Origin of the sequence: Dysosmobacter welbionis, from assembly GCF_005121165.3 — a bacterium.
Classification (GTDB): Bacteria; Bacillota; Clostridia; order Oscillospirales; family Oscillospiraceae; genus Oscillibacter; species Oscillibacter welbionis.
Map to the genome: position 1 here is coordinate 180535 of NZ_CP034413.3, position 23114 is coordinate 203648.

Annotated in this window: 23 protein-coding genes and 2 pseudogenes; 6 read left to right on the forward strand and 19 right to left on the reverse strand. The window is 59.8% G+C overall.

Going from position 1 to position 23114, the window contains the following annotated elements; all coding sequences use genetic code 11:
* Positions 1 to 30: 30 nt before the first annotated feature.
* The 6 genes and pseudogenes from plsY to EIO64_RS01000 form a co-directional block, all read right to left on the reverse strand.
* Positions 31 to 690: a glycerol-3-phosphate 1-O-acyltransferase PlsY gene (gene plsY / locus EIO64_RS00975; protein ID WP_249390753.1), complete on the reverse strand. Its 660-nt coding sequence runs from the start codon at positions 688 to 690 to the stop codon at positions 31 to 33.
* Between the two features lie 35 nt (positions 691 to 725).
* A pseudogene (der, locus tag EIO64_RS00980) lies at positions 726 to 2050 on the reverse strand (ribosome biogenesis GTPase Der).
* Between the two features lie 156 nt (positions 2051 to 2206).
* Entirely contained in the window at positions 2207 to 2401 is a 195-nt protein-coding gene (gene rpmF / locus EIO64_RS00985; protein ID WP_025543998.1) for a 50S ribosomal protein L32, read from the reverse strand.
* A 51-nt stretch (positions 2402 to 2452) separates the two neighbouring features.
* Positions 2453 to 2959 carry a YceD family protein gene (locus EIO64_RS00990; RefSeq protein WP_021751217.1) on the reverse strand — a complete coding sequence of 169 codons (507 nt, stop codon included), beginning with the start codon at positions 2957 to 2959 and terminating at the stop codon, positions 2453 to 2455.
* A 119-nt stretch (positions 2960 to 3078) separates the two neighbouring features.
* Positions 3079 to 3549, reverse strand: coding sequence for a hypothetical protein (locus tag EIO64_RS00995; RefSeq protein WP_021751218.1), 471 nt, complete (start codon positions 3547 to 3549; stop codon positions 3079 to 3081).
* Positions 3546 to 3884: a hypothetical protein gene (locus EIO64_RS01000; RefSeq protein WP_119311066.1), complete on the reverse strand. Its 339-nt coding sequence runs from the start codon at positions 3882 to 3884 to the stop codon at positions 3546 to 3548. Before EIO64_RS01000 ends, EIO64_RS00995 begins: the two co-directional genes overlap by 4 nt.
* Positions 3885 to 3990: 106 nt before the next feature.
* Between EIO64_RS01000 and EIO64_RS01005 the strand changes: the two genes are divergently transcribed.
* The 6 genes from EIO64_RS01005 to EIO64_RS01030 all read left to right on the forward strand — a co-directional run bounded on the left by EIO64_RS01005 (position 3991) and on the right by EIO64_RS01030 (position 9754).
* Complete coding sequence (locus tag EIO64_RS01005) at positions 3991 to 4962, forward strand: RluA family pseudouridine synthase (RefSeq protein ID WP_136890691.1); 972 nt, start codon at positions 3991 to 3993, stop codon at positions 4960 to 4962.
* Positions 4963 to 5126: 164 nt separating this feature from the next.
* Positions 5127 to 6311: an ABC transporter ATP-binding protein gene (locus tag EIO64_RS01010; RefSeq protein ID WP_119311068.1), complete on the forward strand. Its 1185-nt coding sequence runs from the start codon at positions 5127 to 5129 to the stop codon at positions 6309 to 6311.
* Positions 6301 to 7182 (forward strand): ABC transporter permease, encoded by an 882-nt coding sequence (locus EIO64_RS01015; protein WP_025543993.1) that lies wholly within the window; start codon positions 6301 to 6303, stop codon positions 7180 to 7182. Before EIO64_RS01010 ends, EIO64_RS01015 begins: the two co-directional genes overlap by 11 nt.
* A gap of 32 nt (positions 7183 to 7214) precedes the next feature.
* Positions 7215 to 8045, forward strand: a complete 831-nt coding sequence (locus EIO64_RS01020; RefSeq protein ID WP_136891754.1) for an ABC transporter permease — start codon at positions 7215 to 7217, stop codon at positions 8043 to 8045.
* A gap of 74 nt (positions 8046 to 8119) precedes the next feature.
* Entirely contained in the window at positions 8120 to 9238 is a 1119-nt protein-coding gene (locus EIO64_RS01025) for an ABC transporter substrate-binding protein (RefSeq protein WP_249390886.1), read from the forward strand.
* 117 nt (positions 9239 to 9355) lie between these two features.
* On the forward strand, positions 9356 to 9754 hold the full coding sequence (locus EIO64_RS01030) for a thioesterase family protein (RefSeq protein ID WP_025543991.1): 399 nt from the start codon (positions 9356 to 9358) through the stop codon (positions 9752 to 9754).
* A gap of 95 nt (positions 9755 to 9849) precedes the next feature.
* Here the strand turns inward: EIO64_RS01030 and EIO64_RS01035 are convergent, their stop codons facing one another.
* The 13 genes and pseudogenes from EIO64_RS01035 to yihA all read right to left on the reverse strand — a co-directional run bounded on the left by EIO64_RS01035 (position 9850) and on the right by yihA (position 23114).
* A complete protein-coding gene (locus tag EIO64_RS01035) occupies positions 9850 to 13833 on the reverse strand; it encodes a PolC-type DNA polymerase III (RefSeq protein ID WP_249390755.1) in 3984 nt (1327 codons plus the stop codon).
* Positions 13834 to 14006: 173 nt separating this feature from the next.
* On the reverse strand, positions 14007 to 15047 hold the full coding sequence (gene ispG, locus EIO64_RS01040; protein ID WP_119311071.1) for a flavodoxin-dependent (E)-4-hydroxy-3-methylbut-2-enyl-diphosphate synthase: 1041 nt from the start codon (positions 15045 to 15047) through the stop codon (positions 14007 to 14009).
* On the reverse strand, positions 15044 to 15562 hold the full coding sequence (locus EIO64_RS01045; RefSeq protein WP_021751228.1) for a GNAT family N-acetyltransferase: 519 nt from the start codon (positions 15560 to 15562) through the stop codon (positions 15044 to 15046). Before EIO64_RS01045 ends, ispG begins: the two co-directional genes overlap by 4 nt.
* A gap of 9 nt (positions 15563 to 15571) precedes the next feature.
* Complete coding sequence (locus tag EIO64_RS01050; protein WP_021751229.1) at positions 15572 to 16642, reverse strand: M50 family metallopeptidase; 1071 nt, start codon at positions 16640 to 16642, stop codon at positions 15572 to 15574.
* A gap of 27 nt (positions 16643 to 16669) precedes the next feature.
* The gene (locus EIO64_RS01055) at positions 16670 to 17815 is read right to left on the reverse strand and encodes a 1-deoxy-D-xylulose-5-phosphate reductoisomerase (protein WP_021751230.1); all 1146 of its coding nucleotides are present in this window, start codon (positions 17813 to 17815) and stop codon (positions 16670 to 16672) included.
* A 57-nt stretch (positions 17816 to 17872) separates the two neighbouring features.
* Positions 17873 to 18541 (reverse strand): phosphatidate cytidylyltransferase, encoded by a 669-nt coding sequence (locus EIO64_RS01060; RefSeq protein ID WP_136891755.1) that lies wholly within the window; start codon positions 18539 to 18541, stop codon positions 17873 to 17875.
* 44 nt (positions 18542 to 18585) lie between these two features.
* The gene (locus EIO64_RS01065) at positions 18586 to 18756 is read right to left on the reverse strand and encodes a hypothetical protein (RefSeq protein ID WP_158629666.1); all 171 of its coding nucleotides are present in this window, start codon (positions 18754 to 18756) and stop codon (positions 18586 to 18588) included.
* A gap of 33 nt (positions 18757 to 18789) precedes the next feature.
* Positions 18790 to 19535: pseudogene (uppS, locus tag EIO64_RS01070) on the reverse strand (polyprenyl diphosphate synthase).
* A gap of 415 nt (positions 19536 to 19950) precedes the next feature.
* A complete protein-coding gene (locus EIO64_RS01075; RefSeq protein WP_119311073.1) occupies positions 19951 to 20268 on the reverse strand; it encodes a hypothetical protein in 318 nt (105 codons plus the stop codon).
* A 43-nt stretch (positions 20269 to 20311) separates the two neighbouring features.
* The gene (locus EIO64_RS01080; RefSeq protein ID WP_119311074.1) at positions 20312 to 20599 is read right to left on the reverse strand and encodes a hypothetical protein; all 288 of its coding nucleotides are present in this window, start codon (positions 20597 to 20599) and stop codon (positions 20312 to 20314) included.
* Between the two features lie 434 nt (positions 20600 to 21033).
* Positions 21034 to 21591: a ribosome recycling factor gene (gene frr, locus EIO64_RS01085; protein ID WP_021751237.1), complete on the reverse strand. Its 558-nt coding sequence runs from the start codon at positions 21589 to 21591 to the stop codon at positions 21034 to 21036.
* 60 nt (positions 21592 to 21651) lie between these two features.
* Entirely contained in the window at positions 21652 to 22368 is a 717-nt protein-coding gene (gene pyrH, locus EIO64_RS01090; protein WP_021751238.1) for a UMP kinase, read from the reverse strand.
* A gap of 149 nt (positions 22369 to 22517) precedes the next feature.
* The gene (gene yihA / locus EIO64_RS01095; RefSeq protein ID WP_021751239.1) at positions 22518 to 23114 is read right to left on the reverse strand and encodes a ribosome biogenesis GTP-binding protein YihA/YsxC; all 597 of its coding nucleotides are present in this window, start codon (positions 23112 to 23114) and stop codon (positions 22518 to 22520) included.

The following is a 23114-nucleotide window of genomic DNA, read 5'->3' on the forward strand; positions in this document are numbered from 1 at the left end:
GGCTCTGCCGGACCGCACCATGCCGCATTCCTAATTTTTTTTGCGGTGTACGCTGAATTTATTCTCGTTGCCATGGATAAGGCGGACGATGTTGCTCCGGTGCTTCCACAAAATCAAGGCTCCCAGGAGAAACGCCAGGAGCACGATGACCGGATCCGGATAGAAATACCAAGTGGCAAAAGGGAAGCTGGCCCCAGCCCAGACAGATCCCAGAGATACATACTTCGTCAGCAGGAATAAGAGCAGAAATCCCACCCAGACCACCAGGCCGATCCGCCAGTCGATCATCCAGACGATGGTGCCGCCGGAGAGGATGCCCTTGCCGCCCTTGAAGTGGAACATGCAGGGGAACATGTGACCCAGCAAACAGAACAGGGCAGCCCAGTATTTGAACAAGACCACATAATAGACCGTCATCTCCGTACTCAGCGGCATATCCGGCATCATCCTGGGATCAAACCCGCCGCCGATGTGAGCCGCGATCAGAACCGCTATTACGGCTTTAAGGACATCACATAAGATTACCACAAAAGTCAGCGGTCCACCAAAGGTACGGTAAAAATTGGTTAATCCTGCATTGCCGCTGCCATGCCTGCGAACATCGTCTCGCAGGATGTATTTAGAAATAATGACCGCCCCATTGAAACAGCCGCAGAAGTAGGCGATCGCAGCCACCAGCCACAGTTCCATCCGGGAAATGAGAAACCATACCACTGTGCCCATCCTCACCCCTCCTTCTCGCCCCGCTGGCGGATGGAGAGGGTGATAGGCGTGCCCTCCAGGCCAAAGGTGTTCCGCAGGCAGTTCTCCAGATACCGCTGGTAGGAGAAGTGGAACAGGCGGCTGTCGTTGCAGAACACCACAAAGTGGGGCGGCCGGATGCCCACCTGGGTCATGTAGTAGATCTTCAACCGGCGGCCCTTGTCGGAGGGGGGCTGAACCCGTGTCTGGGCATCCGCCAGGACGCTGTTCAGCATACCGGTGGTGATCCGGGTGCTGGCCTGGTTGGAGACATAGTCGATCAGCTCGAACAGCCGGTCCACCCGCTGGCCGGTCTTGGCTGAGATGAACAGGATGGGGGCGTAGGTCATGAAGGCCAGGCCGTTGCGGACCTCTTCCCGCATCTTGTCCATGGTCTTGCCGTCCTTTTCGATCAGATCCCACTTGTTGACCACGATGATGCTGGCCTTCCCGGCTTCGTGGGCCAAGCCCGCCACCTTGGTGTCCTGCTCGGTGACGCCTTCGGTGGCGTCGATCAGGATCAGGCACACGTCGCTGCGCTCAATGGCCAGGGTGGCCCGGAGAACGGAGTACTTCTCGATGTCCTCCTCCACCTTGGACTTGCGGCGGATGCCGGCGGTGTCAATGAAGACGAACCTGCCCTGATCGTTTTCAAAGTAGGAGTCGATGGCGTCTCGGGTGGTGCCGGCCACGTTGGAGACGATGACCCGCTCCTCCCCAGGATCTTGTTCACCAGGGAGGACTTGCCTGCGTTGGGCTTGCCGATGACCGCCACTTTAATGGCGTCGTCCTCCTCCTCTTCTTCCTCCTCTGGGGGGAAGTACTGGAGACAGGCGTCCAGCAGGTCGCCGGTGCCGTGGCCATGGACAGCCGAGACAGCGATGGGATCCCCCAGTCCCAGGTTGTAGAACTCATAAAAGTCCGGGTCCGGGACACCGGTGGAGTCCATTTTGTTCACTGCCAGCACGATGGGCTTGCCGCTGCGCAGCAGCATGTTGGCCACCTCCTGGTCAGAGGCGGTGAGGCCCGTGCGGACATCCGTCAGAAAGATGATGACAGTGGCGTTCTCGATGGCGATCTGGGCCTGATCCCGCATGAAGGACAGGATCTGGTCGTCGGTCCGGGGCTCGATACCGCCGGTGTCGATAAGGGTGAAGGACCGGCCGTTCCAGTCCGTCTCCCCATAGATGCGGTCCCGGGTGACGCCCGGGGTGTCCTCCACAATGGAGAGGCGCTTTCCAATGAGTTTGTTGAACAGCATGGACTTGCCCACATTGGGCCGGCCCACGATGGCGACGATGGGTTTCACCGGCGCTCACTTCCCTTCTTTATCAAGCAGACATACATGGTCATATTATACCCAGTGACCGGCGAAATGGCAAGACGTCCTCCGATTTTTACACAGTATGGACGCAGAAAAAGGAGGGAAGATGTTGCTCTTCCCTCCCGATCCACAGGGCACGTCTTATTTCGCCACCACGGACTTGACAACCTTGACCTCGCGGCCGTTGTAAGTACCGCACTCCTGGCACATTCTGTGAGGCAGGTGCAGCGCACCGCATTTCGGGCATTTGACGAGGCCGGGAGCCGCCAGCTTCCAGTGGGAGCTGCGGCGCTTGTCGCGTCTAGCTTTGGATACTTTTCCCTTAGGTACTGCCATTGTGACACCTCCTTGATCTTTCAAAGGCAACGGAGTCGCCCCCGGCCTTATTCATTCGTTCTCTCTGTTCTCTAAAAGCTTTGCCAGGACCGCCAGACGGGGATCCGTCTCCTTCCCGCAGGAGCAGGGGCCGAGGTTCAGGTCGGCACCGCACCGGGGGCACAGTCCTTTGCAATCTTCCGAACACAATGTCTTGGTGTCCATTCCAAGGATGAACGCCGTGCGGGCCAGATCGCCCACATCCACTTCCCCATCCTCCAGCAGGACGATCTCGTCGTTGTCCTCGTTCTGGAGCTCTTCCGCCAATAGGCAGCGAAAGGGAACGGTCTTGTCCTGAAGAAACGCCTTGCCGCACCGGTCGCAGACCGCGTCCAGCGTGGTCCGGGCCGTCAGCTCCAGCTCCAGGAGATCCGCGGTGTTGCTCACCGCGCCCTCCACCTCCACAGGGCGGCTGATGGGATGCCGTCCGGCAAATTCCACGTCGGACAAGTCCAGAGAAAACTGGAACGTCAGGCGCTTGCCAGGGGCATGCAGTATGGGTCTTACATCAAAACGCATAAGCTACCTCGTAATGACACGAATAGTATTATAAGGGATGTGTGCCCGGTTGTCAAACAATTTTTTCATGTTTTTGCCGTTTCCGGGCAAATTTTTTCGTTTCCGGGCAGGCGCTCTGTTCAGCTCTCCTCTTCCCGACGCTTCTGCCAGCCGGTGATGTCGATGCCCAGGATCACATTGCGGAAGCCCTCCTGCAGCCGGGCATAGGTGGTGATGTTGTAGATGTCCTTGGGCCGGCGGGTGTTCCAGCCGTCCCGCAGCCGCTCCGCCAGCTCTTGGCACAGGGGCTCCTCCAGTCCCAGCAGCATGGGGGAAAGATACGTCACCAGCATCTGCTTTTCCCGGGCCTGGACCATGGTCCGGTTCCAGGGGCGCTGGCGTTTCCACCCTGCCTCCAGCAGGTCCAGCAGCTGCTCCGCCAGTACCCGGCGGCCGTCAGGGTCCTCCGCCGTCTCCCGGACGGCCTCCATGTACAGTGGTCCGAATCGCTCCGTGTAGGTCCGGAAGGCGCTGGTGTACTCCCGGCGGGTGAACCGCTCGTTGTAATAGCGCGCCTCCTGCACGGCGGCGCAGAGCTCTTCCAGCTTCATTCCTCGTCCCGTCCCTTCTGGTCCGCTTCGGGTCCGACCTGTTCTGCAGGTGTCGCCGGACGCTTCTGCTCCGGCAGGGCGTCGTCCTGGCTCCAGCTATCCGGGTCGTCCTTGTGAGCCTTGGCGTACTGGTACGCCTTCCACTCCCGCCAAAGCACCATCGCCCCTGCCGCGGCGAACACTGCGCCCGCCGCCGCGTTCAGAGCCACGGTTTCGGCGGTCCCGTCCCAGATGCCCTTCATCAGCTGGTAGGCCAGATACAGCAGGTAGCCCCCTGCCAAGACCCGGAAATAGTTCACCCAGCCCCGCTGTTTGTTTCCGTCATGCTGCGCCATACGTCCAGTTTCTCCTAACCGATTCAAAAAATTCTCTCCCCGCTTTACAAGCGCCCGGCAAACAGGTATGATGGTAGCATCAAATACTTGCCCATCGGAGGATGCCATGCGGGAACTCACCATTGGAAAAAACGACGCCGGACAGCGGCTGGACCGCTTTGTGGCCAAAAGCCTGCCCCTGCTGCCCCCCACCCTGCTGCAGAAATACATCCGCCTCAAGCGGATCAAAGTCAACGGCAGGGGTGCCAAGCGGGACACACGGCTGGAGTCCGGCGATATTTTACAATTATATATCAACGACGAGTTCTTTGACAAGCCCTCTGAGGAAAACATCTTTCTCACCGTGTTCCGTCCCCAGCTGGACATCGTGTACGAAGACGAGAATCTGCTGCTGGTGAACAAGCGGCCGGGGCTGGTGGTCCACGCCGATGAGACGGAGAAGGTCAACACCCTCATCAACCACATTCAGGCCTACCTGTACCAGAAAAAAGAGTGGAATCCCAAATGGGAGAACGCCTTTGCGCCCGCCCTGTGCAACCGGATCGACCGGAACACCGGCGGCATTGTCATTGCCGCCAAGAACGCGGAGACCCTGCGGATCATAAATGAGAAGATCAAAAACCATGAGGTGGAGAAGTCTTATCTCTGCATCACCGTAGGCCGCCCCAAGCCAGTGGAGGGGAAGATTGCGGGCTTTCTTTTAAAAGATGAGGCGAAAAAGCAGGTGGCTTTCTATCGCCGTCCCATTCCCGGCGGAAAGACTGCCGTGACCCTGTACCGGACTCTGGAGACCCGGGGCCCGCTGTCTTTGGTAGAGTGTCGGCTGCTCACCGGCCGGACCCACCAGATCCGGGTGTCCATGGCGGAGATCGGCTGTCCCCTGCTGGGGGACGGCAAGTACGGCCGGGGGGATGTGAACCGCCGCTACGGCGAGACCCGGCAGGCCCTGTATTCCTACCAGCTGGCCTTCCCTTTCCCCACGGACGCCGGGGCGCTGAATTACCTGCGGGGCAGGGTCTTCACCGTGGCGGATGTGCCCTTCCGGGACAAGTATTTTCCCGCGCCGGAAACTCCTTAAAAAATTCCCGTAAAACCCCGGCGAAATCTTTGATTTTGCTTGACTTTTCGCCACACATCGGATATAGTTTGTTATTGCTGAATTTCGACGAGAAAGGTTCCCCCTCAACAGAGAAAAGAGGCGTTTCATTGTAATCAAAATTATTATGAAATGGGGGAGGATACATGTCCAAAGAGTTGATTCGTCTGCGGAACATCCGTATGGCGTTTGACGACGAAGTGGTTCTCAACGATTTAAACCTCTATATCAACGACAAAGAATTCCTCACACTGCTTGGACCCAGCGGCTGCGGCAAGACCACAACGCTGCGTATTATTGGCGGCTTCACGACCCCTGTGTCGGGAGACGTCCTGTTCGACGGTGTGAGGATTAATGACGTTCCGCCCTATCGGCGGCAGATCAACACGGTGTTCCAGAAATACGCCCTGTTTCCCCACATGAATGTGTTTGAGAACGTGGCCTTCGGCCTGCGGATGCAGAAGCGGCCGGACCCGAAGGATCCCTCCGGCAAGCGCCGGGTAAAGATCCCGGAGACGGAGATCCGTCAGCGTGTGCTGGAAATGCTGGAGGTTGTCAGCCTGAAGGGCTTTGAAAACCGCAAGCCGGACGCCCTGTCCGGCGGCCAGCAGCAGCGGGTGGCCATCGCCCGGGCCCTGGTAAACCGGCCCAAGGTGCTGCTGCTGGACGAGCCCCTGGGCGCTCTGGATCTAAAGCTCCGCAAGGACATGCAGCTGGAGCTGAAGAAAATCCAGCAGCAGGTGGGCATCACCTTCATCTACGTCACCCACGACCAGGAGGAGGCCCTGACCATGTCCGACACCATCGTAGTGATGGACAAGGGCTGCATCCAGCAGATCGGCACGCCGGAGGATATCTATAACGAGCCCAAGAACGCCTTTGTGGCGGACTTCATCGGTGAGTCCAACATCATTGACGGCGTCATGGTCCGGGACAAGCTGGTGAAGATGTACGGCCGGGAGTTTCCCTGCCTGGATGGCGGCTTTGCTGAGAACGAGCCGGTGGACGTGGTCATCCGGCCCGAGGACATCGACATCGTCCCCATGGAGCAGGGACAACTGGTGGGGACTGTCACCTCTGTCACCTTCAAGGGGATGCAGTACGACATCATCGTGGATTTCCGGGGCTTCAAATGGCTTATCCAAACCACAGACCATTCCCCCGTGGGCGCCCGGATCGGCATCAAGATCGATCCCGACGGCATCCACATTATGAAAAAGAGTCCGTATTCCGGGATGTTCGGCGATTACTCCTCCTTCTCGGAAGAATATGAGGAGATGAGCGACGCCAACTGGGAGGCGGATGAGGAGGAGAGCGAGGATGAAAAATAAGCTCTCATTGTTCGCCGTTCCCTATGTGGGATGGATGTCCATCTTCGTGGTGGCGCCCATCATCATTATGGTGGTCTATGCCTTCAGCACCGCCGCCGGGGACTTCACGCTGGAGAACTTCGCCCGCATGGGTACCTATACAGCAGTGTTCACCCGCTCGTTTAAGCTGGCCATCATCGCCACACTGATCGCTCTGCTGATCGGATACCCGGTATCCTATATGCTCTCCAAGGAGGGGCCGCAGGTGCAGCGCATCGCTATGGTGCTCATCATGCTGCCCATGTGGATGAATTTTCTGCTGCGGACCTATTCCTGGATGTCCATTCTGGAGAACAACGGACTTTTGAACCAGCTGTTTCAGCAGATCGGCCTGATCGACCTTTACAACCAGATCGCTATGCACTTTGCATCTGATCCCGCCGCGTATGTCCCCATCGATCACTTCCAGATGATCGGTACCCAGGGCGCCGTAGTGCTGGGTATGGTGTACAACTACCTGCCCTTCATGATCCTGCCCATCTACTCCGTGCTGGTAAAGCTGGACCATTCCCTCATTGAAGCGGCCCGGGACCTAGGCGCCAGCAGCGTGCAGGTGTTCCGCAAGGTCATCCTGCCCCTGTCTTTGCCGGGGGTGCTCTCCGGCATCACCATGGTGTTCGTGCCCTCCGTGTCCACCTTCGCCATCTCCCGTCTGCTGGGCGGCGGCACCCAGATGATGCTGGGCGACCTGATCGAACAGCAGTTCCTGGGCGGGGCCTATAATCCCCAGCTCGGGGCGGCTATCGCGCTTGTGATGATGGCCATTGTGGTGGTGTGTATGCTGGTGATGAACCGTTTCGGCGACGGTGAGGAACAGGCGGTGATGCTGTGAAACGGAAGCATCTGCTGGGAAACCGCATCTTCATGGCGTTGGTATTCGTATTCCTGTATGCGCCGATTTTCATTCTCATCATCTTCTCCTTCAATGCCGGCAACAGCAGCGCGGTGTGGAAGGGCTTCTCCCTGCACTGGTATGCGGAGCTGTTCCAGAACCGCCTCATTATGCAGAGTGTCTATACCACGCTGCTGGTATCCGTGCTTTCCACGCTGATTGCCACTGTGGCGGGCACCTTTGCAGCCATTGGCCTGGCCAGTATGCGGCGGCGGTGGCGCACGCCCCTGATGACGGTGAACAACATTCCCGTCATGAATGCGGAGATCGTCACCGGCGTCTCCATGTGTCTGTTGTTCGTGGCCTTTTTCGGCCTGTGGAAGGCCTTTGCCGTCTGGTTCAACCAGGCGCAGGATACCTTCTGGATGGAGGAGAACATCTATCTTGGCTTCGGTACACTGCTGCTGGCCCATGTGACCTTCAACATCCCCCACGTTATCCTGACAGTGATGCCCAAGCTGTGCCAGATGGACAAAAACCTAGTGGACGCGGCCCAAGACCTGGGCTGCACCTGGATGCAGGCCTTCTGGAAGGTCATTATCCCGGAGATCAAGCCCGGCATCATCTCCGGCGCACTGATCGCCTTCACCATGAGCATCGACGATTTCATCATCAGTTACTTCACCGCCGGTTCCGGCGTGTCCACTTTGGCCATGACCATCTATTCCATGACGAAAAAGCGGGTCAGCCCGGAGATCAATGCCATTTCCACGCTGCTCTTCGGCGCTGTGCTGCTGCTGCTCATCATCATCAATGTCCGGGAATCCCGGCAGGAGCGCCTGCGGGAGCGAGCCCGCGCATGACTATCGGTCCCACGGCCTGCGGGTCTTGAGATACGCATTCAAATCAACACTGGAGGAATGATCAATTGAAAAAAATGGTAGCCTTGACTCTCGCCTTACTGATGGCGGCGAGCCTGTTCCTGTCCGGATGCTCCGTGCGCAAGGACACCTCTGACTCGGAAAATTCCGGCAGCAGTAACGGCAGCGGCAGCGGGGACCGTGTGGTCAACGTGTGCAGCTGGGGTGAATATATCGACGAGTCCCTGATCGACCAATTTGAAGAAGAGACCGGCATCAAAGTCAACTACCAGACCGCAGAGAGCAACGAGGTCCTCTATTCCCAGCTGAGCATGGGCGGCGTGGACTATGACGTCATCGTCCCCTCCGACTACATGATCTCCCAGCTGATCGAAGAGGATATGCTGGCCGAGCTCAATTATGATAACATCCCCAATTTTGAGAAGATCGACGACCGCTTCAAGAATCTGTCCTACGATCCGGAGAACAAGTACACCGTGCCCTACACCTGGGGCACTCTGGGCATCATCTCCAACACCGCCAAGGTGCAGGAGCCCATTACCAGCTGGAGCGCCATGTTCGATCCCCAGTACGCCGGGAACGTGCTGCTTATCAACAACTCCCGGGATGCTCTGGGCATCGCCCTGTTGTACCTGGGGTACTCTGTGAATACCACTGACGAAGCGGAGATTCAGGAGGCTTACCAGCTCATCGCCGACGCCGTAAAGAACGGGGTGTATCAGGGAAAGGTCATGGACGAGGTGTTTCAGAAGATGGAGGGCGGCAACGCCGCCATTGCCACCTACTATGCCGGTGACTATCTGAGCATGCTGGAAAACAACGAAGATCTCGCCTATGTAGTGCCCGAGGAGGGCAGCAACTGGTTCGTGGACGCCATGTGCGTTCTCAAAACCTCCCAGCACAAGGAGGAGGCGGAGGCCTGGATCAACTTTATGGCCTCCACTGAGGCAAACCTGCGGAATATGGACTATATCTGGTACGCCTCTCCCAACGCTGAGGCGCTGGAGACCTATCCTGCCTACTATGAGGAGACCTACGGAGAGCCCCTGGATCCCGCTCTCTATGAGATCATGGCCCCCTCCCAGGAGGTGCTGGACCGGTGTGAGGCCTACTTGGTCCTCCCTGCTGAGACGCGCACCCTCTATAACGACCTCTGGACGCAACTCGGTATCTGAGCTGTAAAATGCGGCACCGGAACACTACCCGGTGCCGCTTCTTTTTCCCTTGCGCATTCCACTGCTTTCCTGTACACTGGAAAGGCGGAAGATATTTTACCAAGGAGGAATCCTCTCATGATTTTGATTGGAACAAAATGCCGCCTGGAGCAAACTGTTACGGACGCCCTTACCGCCGCTAACGTGGGTTCCGGTGCCCTGCCGGTGTTCGGCACGCCCTATATGTCCGCCCTGATGGAAAATGCCGCCATGACCTGTCTGCAGAGCTTTCTGGAGGAGGGCCAGGGCAGTGTGGGCACCCATCTGGACATCTCCCACGACGCTCCCACTCCCATCGGCATGAAGGTGTGGGCGGAGGCAGAGATCACCGCCGTTTCGGAAAACGGCAAAATGGTGGACTTCGCTGTGAAAGCCTGGGATGAGAGCGGCCCCATCGGCAGCGGCACCCACACCCGGGCCATCGTCAAGAACGAAAAATTTCTGGCAAAATGCAATGCCAAGCTGGAGAAGAAGTAATTCTTTCCACATGGACAAAACAAGGGAGGACCCGGAATGGGTCCTCCCTTTTCTTCTGCTATCGCGGTGCCGTGGGGAAATCGCTCCCACGGGGATCAAAACAGCGTCAGCTGGCTGGTCTCCGCCATCCCGGCGAAGGCTCCCAGCGCCTTCAGCTGCTCAATATGGGTCTTGGACAGCTTGTTGCAGCACATGGCGAACTCCTCAACGGAGACGAACTCCTTCCCATTCCGCTTCTCCACTGTGTCGATGGCCGCCGCCTCTCCCAGGCCGTGGACCGTTGTGAAGGGCGGCAGCAGACCGTTCTCCGTCACTTTGAACTTGGTGGCATCGGACTCATAAATGTTGATCGTGTCGAAGTGGAAGCCCCGCAGGTAGAACTCATAGCACACCTCCAGGGTGGTCAGCAGGTTCTGCTCCACCGCCGTGGCGTCCTTGTTGTTCTCGATCTCCCGGATCTTCCGCTTCACCGCATCCTTTCCGGCACAGCAGTACTCCGCATCAAAGGCCTTGGCCCGGACGGAGAAAAAGGTTGCATAGAATGCCAGGGGCTCATGGACCTTGAACCAGGCGATGCGGAAGGCCATCATCACGTAGGCCACCGCGTGGGCCTTGGGGAACAGGTAGCCGATCTTGGCCAGGGAGTCGATGTACCACTCCGGCACGTCGTGGTCCCGCATGGCCTCCACCCAGCCCTCGTCAAAGCCGCCCTTCTTCACCTTGCCCTTGCGGACCTTCTCCATGATCTTGAAGCTCATCTTGGGGTCCAGGCCCTTGGAGATCAGGTACAGCATGATATCGTCCCGGCAGCCCACCGTCTCCAGAACGGAGGCGGTGCCGCTGACGATCAGCTCCCGGGCGTTGCCCAGCCACACGTCTGTCCCGTGGGAGAAGCCGGAGAGCCGTACCAACGTGTTGAAGTCCTTGGGCTGGGTATCCACCAGCATCTGCCGGGTGAATCGGGTGTTGAACTCCGGGATCGCCACGGCGCCGGTGGGGCCCAGAATCTCGTCGTTCTCGTATCCCAGCACTTTGCTGGAGGTGAAGATGGACATGGTGTCCGGGTCATCCAGGGGAATCTGGCGGGCGTTGACACCGGTCAGATCCTCCATCATGCGGACCATGGTGGGGTCATCGTGTCCCAGCATGTCCAGCTTCAGGAGGTTTGCCTCCATAGAGTGGTATTCAAAATGAGTGGTGATGGTGTCGGAGTCGTCGGCGTCCGCCGGGTGCTGGACCGGGCAGAAGTCCTCCATGTCCATATCGTCGGGAACGACCACCAGGCCGCCGGGGTGCTGACCGGTGGTCCGGCGGGTGCCCACGCAGCCCAGGGTCAGGCGATTCTCCTCTGCCCGGCCCACAGTCATGCCGTTCTCCTCCAGGTATTTTTTCACGAAGCCGTAAGCGGTCTTCTCCGCCAGTGTACCGATGGTACCGGCCCGGAACACCTGGGTCTCTCCGAACATCTCGATGGCGTGGCGGTGGGCCCGGGCCTGATACTCACCGGAGAAGTTCAGGTCGATATCCGGCACCTTGCCGCCGCCGAAGCCCAGGAAGGTTTCAAAGGGGATGTCGAAGCCGTCTTTGATGTATTCTGTGCCGCACACCGGGCAGATCTTGTCCGGCATGTCCGCGCCGCAGCCGTAGGAGCCGTCCTGAATGAACTCCGCATGCTTGCAATTCGGGCAGCGGTAGTGGGGCGGAAGGCTGTTCACCTCTGTGATCCCGGACATATAGGCCACCAGGGACGAGCCTACGGAGCCTCGGGAGCCCACCAGGTAGCCGTTTTCCAGGGACCGCTGCACCAGCTTCTGGGCGGACATGTACACCACGTCGTACTTGCCCAGAATGCCGCCCAGCTCCACGTTCAGCCGGTCCACAATCAGCTTGGGCGGGTCCTCGCCGTACAGCTCATGGACCTTGTTCCACACCAGGGAATTCAGCTCCTCCTCGGAGTTCTCCAGCCGGGGCGGGAACAGCTCCTCCGGCAGCAAGGGGAAAGTCTCCACCTGGTCGGCGATGGCCTGGGTATTGGTCACCACCACCTCATAGGCCTTCTCCTTCCCCAGGTAAGCGAACTCCTCCAGCATCTCATCGGTGGTCTTGAAGTAGATGGGCAGCGGGGCGTTGGCGTCCGGGAACTTCTTGGAGGCCAGCAGGATGTGGCGGTACACCTCGTCCTCCGGCTCCCGGAAGTGGACGTCGCCGGTGGCGCAGACAGGCTTGCCCAACTCCTCTCCCAGCCGGACGATGGTGCGGTTGAACTCCCGCAGCTCCTCCTCCGACTGGACGTCGCCGTTTCGCAACATGAAGGCGTTGTTGCACAGGGGCTGGATCTCCAGATAGTCGTAGAAAGAGGCGATGCGTTTCAGCTCTTCCCAGTCCTTGTGGTCCGCCACGGCCCGGAACAGCTCGCCCGCCTCACAGGCGGAACCCACAATGATGCCCTCCCGGTGCTCCAGCAGCAGACTCTTGGGGATGGTGGGCACCCGCTTGAAATACTTCAGATTGGAGGCGGAGATCATCTGGTACAGGTTTTTCAGCCCCACCTTGTTCCGGGCGATCAGAATGATGTGCTTGGGGAAGCGGTTGGTCTTGCTGCCCAGGGGCCGCAGCTTCTCCATCTCGCGGTTTACCGCCTGGAGGGTGTGGATGCCCCGCTCGTGGAGCATCTTCCAGAAGGGGATCAGCATATAGCCCACGGTGGCGGCGTCGTCGCTGGCCCGGTGGTGGTTGAAGTTGGGCAGCTCCAGCCGGTCCGCCACGATGTCCAGCTTGTACTTTCCCAGATCCGGCAGCAGGTTCTGTGCCAGAATCAGGGAGTCCACATAGGTGGGCTGGAAGTCCAGCCCCACCTTCCGGCAGCCCGCCCGGATGAAGCCGATGTCAAACTCTGCGTTGTGGGCCGCCAGGGGGCGGCCGTCCACGAACTTCAAAAATTCCGCCAGGGCCTCCTTCAGTTGAGGGGCGTCCTTCAGCATGTCATCGGTGATGCCGGTGAGGCCGATGATCTCCGGCGTCAGCCGCCGGTTGGGGTTGACGAAGGTCTGGAACCGATCCGTAATCTCACCGTTTTTCAGCACCACGGCGCCGATCTCCGTAATGGCCTCCCGGTCCACCTTGAGGCCCGTGGTCTCGATGTCGAAGCACACGAACTCCCCGTCCAGGGAGCAGTCCTGAGGGCCGTGGACCACCACCCGGTCATCGATGTTGTTGACAAAGTAGCCCTCCACGCCATAGAGGATCTTGATCTTGTCCCCAGCGGCGTGCCAAGCGTCCGGGAAGGACTGGGCCACGCCGTGGTCCGTGATGGCGATGGCGGGATGTCCCCACCGGATAGCCTGTTGGACCACCTCTTTCGTGTCCGTCAGGGCATCCATATTGCTCATCTTCGTGTGGAGGTGCAGCTCCACACGCTTCTCCGGGGCGGTATCCTGCCGCTCAGTGTGCTCCGCCAGCTGGATGTGGTAGGGGTTCAGCTGGATGTCCTTCCCGTCCCAGGTGGGCTCCATCTTGCCCTGGACGCACAGCCACATGCCGGGCTTGATGGCGCTCTCCAGTCCCTGAGCCTCCTTCTCCGTCAGGTTCTTCTGAACGGTGACGGAGTTGGTATAGTCCGTCATGTCGAAGCTCAGCCGCCACATACCGGGCCGCCGGGTCTCCCGGCACTCGAAGGCGAACACCTTCCCCGCCACGGTGGCATTCCCCATCTTCAGGTCCAGGATCTTCATGGGCACCGGCTGGATGCGAATGGGCTTGCCCATCAGGACCTTGCCTGCGGCCTGCTTCTCGCCCTTACTGCCGGAGGGGGCCGCCGGGACCGAAGCAGCCGGGCGGCTCCCTGCGGCTGCGGCCTGGGAAGAAGGAGCCTTGCAGGTGACTTCCGTCGTCACCTGTCGGAAGCCGTATACGCCCATCAGCAGATGCTTCAGCTCCTCCAGCTCCGCATCTCCCAGCTCCGCCCTGGTGGTGAGGCGCAGCGCCAGCGACATGCCGGCCTGGTCGATGCAAGCGCCGTTCACCACTGCGCCGGCCAAACGAAGCCGCAGCTCTCCGGAGAGCTGCAGCTCAGTAAACATTTCAAAAAAGGGTATATCTCTTGACATAGACGCCACCTTGTTAAACAGGAATCAAATGCTGAGAAATCAGAAATTAGGAATGAGGAATTCCGGCGTCCGGCAACGCCGGACGTATGAGCATTGTCCCACCAGAGGCGGAACACAACAATTCCGAATTCCTAACTTCTCATTCCTCATGGGAGTTTTTCAATTTCCTCCATCAGCTTGTCCACCAGCTGCTCCTGCGGTACTTTGTAAAGGATTTCTCCTTTGCGGAAAATCAGTCCCTCACCCTTGCCGCCAGCGATGCCGATATCTGCCGCCGCTGCCTCGCCGGGGCCGTTGACGGCACAGCCCATCACCGCTACGGTGATGTTCTTCGTGCAGTTCATGAGGCCCCGCTCCACCTCTTCCGCCATGGGGATCAGGTCGATGCGGGTGCGACCACAGGTGGGGCAGGCGATCAGATTCACGCCCTCCTTACGGAGTCCGGCGGCCTTCAGAATCTTCTTGGCAGCGAAAATCTCCTCGATCGGGTCGGCGGTCAGCGTCACCCGGATGGTATCTCCGATCCCCAGGCACAGCAGGCCCCCAATTCCCATGGCGGATTTCACAAGCCCCATGGAAGGGGTGCCCGCCTCTGTCACGCCCAGATGCAAAGGGTAGTCTGTCCGCTCGCTGAGCAGCCGGTAGGCCGCCATGGTCAGGGGCACATCGGAACACTTGACGGAGATGCAGATGTCATCAAAATCGAACTTGTTCAAAAGGGCCACGTGGCCCATGGCGCTCTCCACCAATGCCTCTGCCGTGACGCCGCCGTATTTGGCCCGCAGGTCCTTTTCCAGAGATCCGCCGTTGACCCCAATGCGGATGGGGATGGATTTTTGGCGGCAGATGTCCGCCACCGCCTTCACCTTCTCCTCCCCGCCAATGTTGCCGGGATTGATGCGGATGGCGTCGATGCCCCGCTCTGCGCACGCCAAGGCATACTTGTAGTTGAAGTGGATATCCGCGATCAGGGGGATAGAAATCTGTTCCTTGATCCGGTCCACCGCCTCTGCCGCGGCCTGATCCGGAATGGCAATGCGGATGATCTCGCATCCGGCGGCCTCCAGCGCGTGGATCTGCTCCACAGTGGCGCGGACATCGTCGGTCTTGGTATTGCACATGGATTGAATAGACACTGGGGCACCGCCGCCCACGGCCACATCCCCCACCATCAAACGCTTTGTCATGGCGCTTCCTCCCTCACCAGGGCGTAAATGCAGGAATCCAGCATCTCCCCGTTTTTGTACACGCTCCGCCGCAGAGTGCCCTCCAGGGCGAACCCCGCCTTCTCCAACACCCGGCGGGAGGCCGCATTCCTGGCAAATGCCTCAGCGTGGATGCGGACGATGTCCCAGGCTGCAAAGCCCTCCCGGCACATGGTTTCCACAGCGGCGGTCATGATCCCGCGGCCCCAGAAGGGCTCTCCCAGCCAGTAGCCCAGCTCTGCGCTCCTCCGGTATACATCGCTGCCCAGGAACAGGCCGATGCTGCCCGCAGCTTCGCCGTCCACCTCAATGGCCCGGCACATCTGACCCCGGCCCTCCTGCCGGATGCAGCTCTCCACAAACGTGGCCGCATCCTGTGGGGCATAGGGGCAGGGAAACACGTCCCGCAGGTTGGCGGCGATCTTTGCATTGTCCGCGTACCGGGCGATGGAGGCAGCATCTGCCTCCCGCCAGGGCCGCAGGGTAAAGTCCGTCATGACTCGCTCCTATCCGAACAGTTTGAACACATCATTGAATGTCACCACCAGCATGAAGCCCATCAGGGCCACAAAGCCCACGGTGTTCACCGCCATCTCATACTTCTCCGGGATCTTCTTTCGGAACAGCTTCATGGCGATCTCATCAATGATGAGGAAGAAGATCTTGCCGCCGTCCAGAGCCGGGATGGGCAGCATGTTCATCACTGCCAGGTTCACCGCCAGCATGGCGCCGAAGTAGAGGATGTTCTCCACCGCGGCGGCAATGGTCTCTGACGCGGTGCCCACCTGGGTGATAGTGGAGACGATGCCCACCGGGCCGCTGAGATCGTCCATGCCCGCCTGACCGGTCACCAGCATCTGCAGGCTCAGCCGCACGATCCGCACAAAGTCGATGGTGTTCAGCCAGCTGGTCTTCAGGATCGTCCAGAGATTGGCCTCCTCAATCTGGTCTCTTGCGATATAGACGCCGTAGCCCTGATAGGTCTCCCCCTCTGTGCCGGTGTAGGTGCCCCATGTGACGTCGTTCAGCTCCACCTTCTCGCCGTCCCGCAGGACCACCAAATCCATGGGCTGGCCCTGGTGCAGGCTCATCAGCAGGGACACGTCACTGTACAGGTACACCCGCTCCCCATTGACGGAATAAAAAATATCTCCGGCCTGGATAGTCTGGCCGTTCCGCTCCTCAAACTCCGGCGCGGTCCCGGCGGCCGCCGGGATCAGAAATCCCTGGGCACCGCTATACACCGCCAGAATGATGAGGAACCCCGCCAGGAAATTCATAAAGGAGCCGGCGGCAAAAATCACCACCTTTTTCCAGAAGCCCTGACGGCCCAGAGACCGCTCGTCGCCAGAGTCCTCATCCTCCCCCTCCATAGCGCAGAAGCCGCCGATGGGCAGCAACCGGAGGGAATACTGGGTCTCCTCCGTCTCCTTGTGCCAGATCAGAGGCCCCATGCCGATGGAAAACTCGTTGACCCGCACGCCGCAGAGCTTGGCGGCCAGGAAGTGGCCCAGCTCGTGGACGGCGATCAGTACGCCGAAAATCAGAATGGCCGCCAGGATATACACAATGGTCATGCAAAAACTCCCGTCAAAAAACTTGCTTCAAGCCCGGTCCAGCACCGCCTGCCGCGCCGCCTGGTCCGCCGCCAGAATGTCCTCCAGCGCCGGTTCCTGCTCCGCCGGCACAGCTGCCCGGGCCTCCGCCACCAGGCGGGGAATGTCGTGGAAGCCGATCCTGCCCGCCAGGAACAGGCCCACCGCCTCCTCATTGGCGCCGTTCAAAACAGCGCAGGCGGTGCCGCCCTGAGCCGCCGCCGCCTCTGCCAGCTGCAGACATGGAAATGCATCCCGGTCCGGCTGGGCGAAGGTCAGGGGCGGGCAGGACAGCAGGTCCAGCGGCTCCGCCGGACTTTCCACCCGTTCGGGGTATGTCATGGCATATCGAATGGGCAGGCGCATATCCGGTGTGCCCAGCTGGGCCAGGACCGCCCCGTCCCGGTACTCCACCAGGGAGTGGACGATGCTCTGCCGGTGGATCACCACCGACACCTGGTCCAGCGGCAGACGGTAGAGGCGCATGGCCTCGATGACCTCCAGCCCCTTGTTCATCAGCGTGGCGCAGTCTACGGTGATCTTGGGTCCCATGGTCCAGTTGGGGTGGCGGAGGGCATCCGCTTTGGTCATTTTGCCCACTTCTTCATAGGTCATGCCGTAAAAAGGCCCGCCGGAACAGGTCAGGATCAGCCGCCGGATCTCCCGGCGGTCGGCGCAGCCCTGAAGGCACTGGAAGATGGCCGAGTGCTCCGAGTCCACAGGCACGATCTCGGCGCCGTGCGTATCCGCCGCATCCATCACCAGCTGTCCGGCGCAGACCAACGTCTCCTTGTTGGCCAGGGCGATGCGCTTTCTCTCCCGGATGGCGGCCAGGGTGGGACGCAGTCCCACCATACCCACCACGGCGGTGACGACCGTATCCGCCTCCGGGCAGACAGCGGCCTCCAGCAGGGCCTCCGGGCCTCCCAAAACCTTGGTGTCCATGTCGGCCAGGCGTACCGCCAGGTCACGGGCCGCCGCCTCATCGGTGAGGACCGCCAGCCGGGGCCGGAATTTTCGGACCTGCGCCTCCAGCCGCTCCACATCCATGTGGGCGGTAAGGGCGGCCACACGCAGTCCCAGCTGCTCCGCCACGTCCAATGTCTGGCGGCCGATAGAACCGGTGGCACCTAAAATTGAAATCGTCTTGCTCATAGCATTATCCTATTCTAAACAGCTGAAAACAATCCTAAATCTTCCCAAATCACCCGTTCAGAGCAGCTGTAAGGCCAGCCACACGAAGGGCGCCACGAAGGTAACAGAGTCAAACCGGTCCAGGATGCCGCCATGGCCCGGCAGCAGGTTGCCATAATCCTTGACGCCGAACTCCCGCTTGATGACGGAGAAACTCAGGTCGCCGATCTGGCTGATGGTGCTGCCGATAATACCCAGTGCAAAGACTGCCCCCCAGGAGATCTGCGGACCAGCTGCCATCTCGATTGGCGGATAAACAGTCAGGGTGTGTGCCATGCTGTCCGCGACTAGCTTAAAAACCGTCATGCCGATGACACCACCCAGCAGACCGCCTATGGCTCCTTCCACAGTCTTTTTGGGGCTGACCTTGGGGGCCAGCTTGTGCTTGCCGCACAGCATTCCGGCAAAGAGCGCGAAGGTGTCGCTGCCAAAGGAGATGGCCAAGGGCAGAAACACCTGCAGCATCCCGATGGCGGGCATCATCCGAAGCCGCAGCAGACAGGAGAACATCAAGGGGAACGCCAGCCCGGCGAAGATAGCGCAGGTGACAGCGGCAAAGGGGATGCCCTGCTCCTCGTCATACCGGTGGATAGCCAGGGCAAAGATCGCAAAGATGAACACCGCGCCCAACAGGGCGGCGAAGGGCAGCACCGGCAGGGCAGTCAGCTCCGTGTTCTCAATGGACATTTCCCCGTACACGCACACCGGCACCGCCGCCGCGGCGATCACTGTCAGGGGGTCAGGGGCTTGCCCCTCTCTCCCGCCGCCGCGCGCATCAGCTCCCAGGCGCCGATGGCGCACATGGCCGCCAGCAATAGCATGGTGGCCCAGGACGGGGCCCAGCCCAGGATCAGTATCAGGAGCGGCAGGCCCACTACGGCCACCATCACACGCTTGAACATAGGATCAGCCCTTTTCTCAATTTCTGTAAAGGTTTATTTCTTTACGCCGCCGAACCGGCGGTCTCTCTGTTGGTAGGCTGCAATGGCCCGGTCTAGCTCCGCTTCGTCGAAGTCCGGCCACAGGGTATCCGTGTAATAGAACTCCGAATAGGCGCACTGCCACAGCAGGAAGTTGCTCAACCGCTGCTCTCCGCTGGGCCGGATGATAAGCTCCGGGTCCGGGATTCCCGCAGAGTCCAGATAGCTGGAGAACAGGGCATCATCCAACTCCTCCGGCCGCCTCTTTCCGGCGGCGCAGTCGGTGGCAAAACGCCGGGCTGCTCGCAGAATCTCGTCTCGCCCGCCGTAATTCAGGCACACATTGGCCTGGAAATCGTCCTTGGACAGGTGCTCCGTGATCTCGTCCGTCTCCCGGGCCAGGGCCCGCAGATCCGGGGCGATAGGGGTCATGTCCCGAAGAAGTGGAGCCGGATGTGGTCCTTCTCCATGGTGTCCACTGCCTCCAGCAGATACCGCTTCAGCAGGGCCATGATGGCAGAGACCTCCACCTCTGACCGCTTCCAGTTTTCCGTGGAAAAGGCGTACACCGTCAGGTACTTTACGCCGATGTTCTTGCAGTAGGTAGCGATGCGGCGGAACGTCTCCGCTCCTGCCTTGTGGCCAGCGGTGCGGGGCAGGCCCCGCTTCGTGGCCCAGCGGCCGTTGCCGTCCATGATGATCGCAATGTGGCGGGGCGGGACCAAGGGCTGGTCCACCGCACCGTTGATACTCTCTGGCATGATAAATTCTCTCATTTCAAAATGGATTGTTGGGGGGATCTGTCCCATTGGACGGGAAATGCAGCCATGATGATGGCTGGCCCATTCTCTCCCCCATTGTCGTCATCGCAAAGTCCGCTAAACGCAGTTTCCGCCTGCGGCAAAACTGCGCCCCTCCTCTCCCCACTGTGCAAAATACAGCGGAGCCGGTGTGAGACGGTGCCTGTGTATTTACGGGAGACCGATGAAAATCGGGGGTGCAAAACCGCATTTGACCAGCTGCTCTTTCCGCCCGTTCCGCTTTACCCGCAAGCGGTACGCCGCGTCTGTAAGGCGGCAGAACCGCCAAAAACTGCGCAGCTGCTGCGCACTGGCCGAGCGTTGTGGCAAGAAACACAGGTATTTACTGGATAGCCAGAACCGCACACCGGGATGATTAATATCTTGGTACAGCCGCCAAGCGGGAAAGCATCACTGCCACGCAGAGGGCGCTGACAGCCCAGCAGAGGCCGAAAAGGCCTATATTCACAGAGTTGGAAATGGAGGCAATACCCAGAGAGAGCCCCAGCCAGTTGGCAAACAGACTGCGAATCAAGAAGAAAAATCCCAGCAGCATGGCAACCACGTGCCCGGCAAACAGCCCCCGGAGATCCTTCCGATGCCGCAGACTCCGCCAGCCCAGGAAAAACTCTATCGCGCTGACCGCGATCACACCTCCGATGAACAGGGGAATCACTTCTGCTTCAAACGACATTTGTACCTCCTCCTTTTTGTATCGGGAGAAATGTGTCGGCTGCTTAGTTCCCCTTTTCCCACCAGCGGTCGAACTTCCAAGGAAAGTGGAAGCCGCAGGCGCGGCAGTATTGGGTCTCCTCCATGGAAAACCAGGGCAGGATGAAGCGCCCACAGTTGGGACAGCGGAGATGGCGCAGTTCAATCCCCCTAAAGGCGATTGCCGCAGCAACTCCCATGGCCAGGAATACCAACCCCAGTCCGCCCCGGATCCCGCCCGCCAGACACAAAAGCAAAACCGCTGCAAACAGTGTTCCCCTGGCTGCCGAATACCATTTCTGTTCCAGTTTCATAGTCCCCTCTCCTTCAGTCAATAACCCCCAGATTCCACTTCCGCAGCTGCCGGTCCAACAGCAGTGAACAGAGGAGGACGCCAATACGACGACCACCCCGATGAGATCTGCACCATCCGCCACAGGACGGCAGTCGGGGAATCGCAGAAAGCCATGGTGTGCCCAAAGGCCAGCCCAAATCGGCGCTTGCACTGATACACCGGCGCCTGTCAGCGCGGAGAGCCGCTGCACCGGAACGGTTCTGAAGCGTTTTTTCTCTTTTACCGGCCCCCCGTGGAAGCGGCTCCGGCGGGAGCAGAATCCCCCCGGCCGCCGGGCGGCGGCCCCGAGTGACCGCAGGTCACCTCACAGACCCTGAAAGGGTGACAGCACCTTACAAAATGTGCAATGCCCCCGGCGGGCAGCCGTGCTCCCGCCGGAGGCCCCGGCGGCTTTTACACCGCCATCAGTTCCTTTTCCTTTTTGGCCAGCAGCGCATCCAGCTCCTTGCAGCTGTCGTCCGTCAGCTTCTGGAGATCCTTCTCCGCCTGCTTCAGATCGTCCTCCGTGATCTCGGAGGCTTTCTCCTTCTTCTTGAACGCCTCCATGGCGTCCCGGCGGATGTTGCGGATGGCCACCTTGCCGTTCTCCGCGTACTTGTGAATCTGCTTCACCAGTTCCTTGCGGCGCTCCTCCGTCAGCTGGGGGAAGCTCAGCCGGATGCTGGCGCCGTCGTTCTGGGGGTTGATACCCAGATCGGAGTTCTGGATGGCCTTTTCAATGCTCTTCACCGCCGTCTTGTCCCAGGGGGAAATCAGCAGTGTCCGGGCGTCGGGGGAAGAGATGGCCGCAATCTGCTGGATGGGGGTGGGGCTGCCGTAGTAGTCCACCATGATCCGGTCCAGCACGGAGGCATTGGCCCGGCCCGCCCGCACGGAGGCAAAGTCCGCGGCCACGGAGTCGATGCTCTTCTTCATCTTGCCCTCATAAATCTTGTAATCTTCCTTCAGCATAAATAGGTCCTTCCTTTCACAGTTGAGTGTATGGGGAGGCGCTGTCGCGCATGCGTGCTCTCATTCCTTGACGATGGTGCCCACGTTCTCACCGCACAGGGCCCGGATGATGTTCCGCGGGTCCTTCAGGGCAAACAGCAGCACCGGAATGTGGTTGTCCATGGACAGGGACGTGGCGGTGGAGTCCATCACCGCCAGGTGCTGGGCCAGCACATCGTCATAAGTGATGACGTCGTACTTCACCGCAGTGGGGTCCTTTACCGGGTCGGCCGTGTAGACGCCGTCCACGTTCTTGGCCAGCAAAATCACGTCGGCGTCGATCTCCGCCGCCCGCAGCACCGCCGCAGTGTCCGTGGAGAAGTAGGGATTGCCGGTGCCTGCGCCGAAGATCACCACCCGGCCCTTCTCCAGGTGCCGAATGGCCCGGGAACGGATGTAGGGCTCCGCCACAGCCCGCATCTCAATGGCGGTCTGCACCCGGACGGGAATCCCCTTCTGCTCACACACGTCCGCCACAGCCAGGCAGTTCATCACCGTGGCCAGCATTCCCATGTGGTCGGCCCGGGTGCGCTCCATGGCGCCGCCGCTGTTTTTCGCACCGCGCCAGAAGTTGCCGCCGCCCACCACCAGACCTACCTGGACGCCCATGTCCAGACACTCCTTGATGACATCGCAGACCTGACCAATCACCTCAAAATCCAGGCCGGTATGCTTGTCACCGGCCAGGGCCTCGCCGCTGATCTTCAGCAGGACCCGTTTATACACAGGCTTCGCCATGATGAAAACCTCCGTCTGTTCTGCTCACAAAATATCATTGATATTTTAGCGTATTTTTCCGCTTTTGCATAGGGGGTAGACAAAGTTTTTCCAAAAAAGCAGGTCCTGCGGACAGGAAGAAGAGAGGACCGTGGTCCTCTCTTTCCGCATTATCCCCCGCAGGTCTGGACCAGCAGGCGGATCAGGTCCTCTTTCCCCATTCCCTTCTCCGCGGAAAAGGGGAGCAGAATATCCGCCTCCGTCAGCTCCAGCGTCTCCCGGACCAGTTGAAGGGCCGGCTCCACCTGGCTCTTTTTCAGCTTATCCAGCTTGTTGGCCACCACGATCTCCGGACAGCCCGTCTGGCGGAACCAGTCGTGCATCACAAGATCGTTGGCCGTGGGCTTGTGGCGGATGTCCACGATCAGCACGCCGGTGGTGATCCGGTCCGCCTCCTCCTGGAAGTAGCTCTCCATCAGCTTCGCCCACCGCTCCTTCTCCGCCTGGGAGACCCTGGCATAGCCGTACCCCGGCAGATCCACCAGATAGGCCCGGCGGTCAATGAGGAAGTAGTTCACCTGAGTGGTCTTGCCGGGGGAGGCGCCCACATAGGCAAGGTTCTTCCGTCCCACCAGCCGGTTGATGACAGAACTCTTTCCCACATTGGACCGGCCTGCAAATGCGAACTGGGGCAGACCGTCCCGAATGAAATCCTCCCGCCGTCCGGCAGAGCGGACAAACTCCGCCTTGGCAAAATTCAAAGCCAT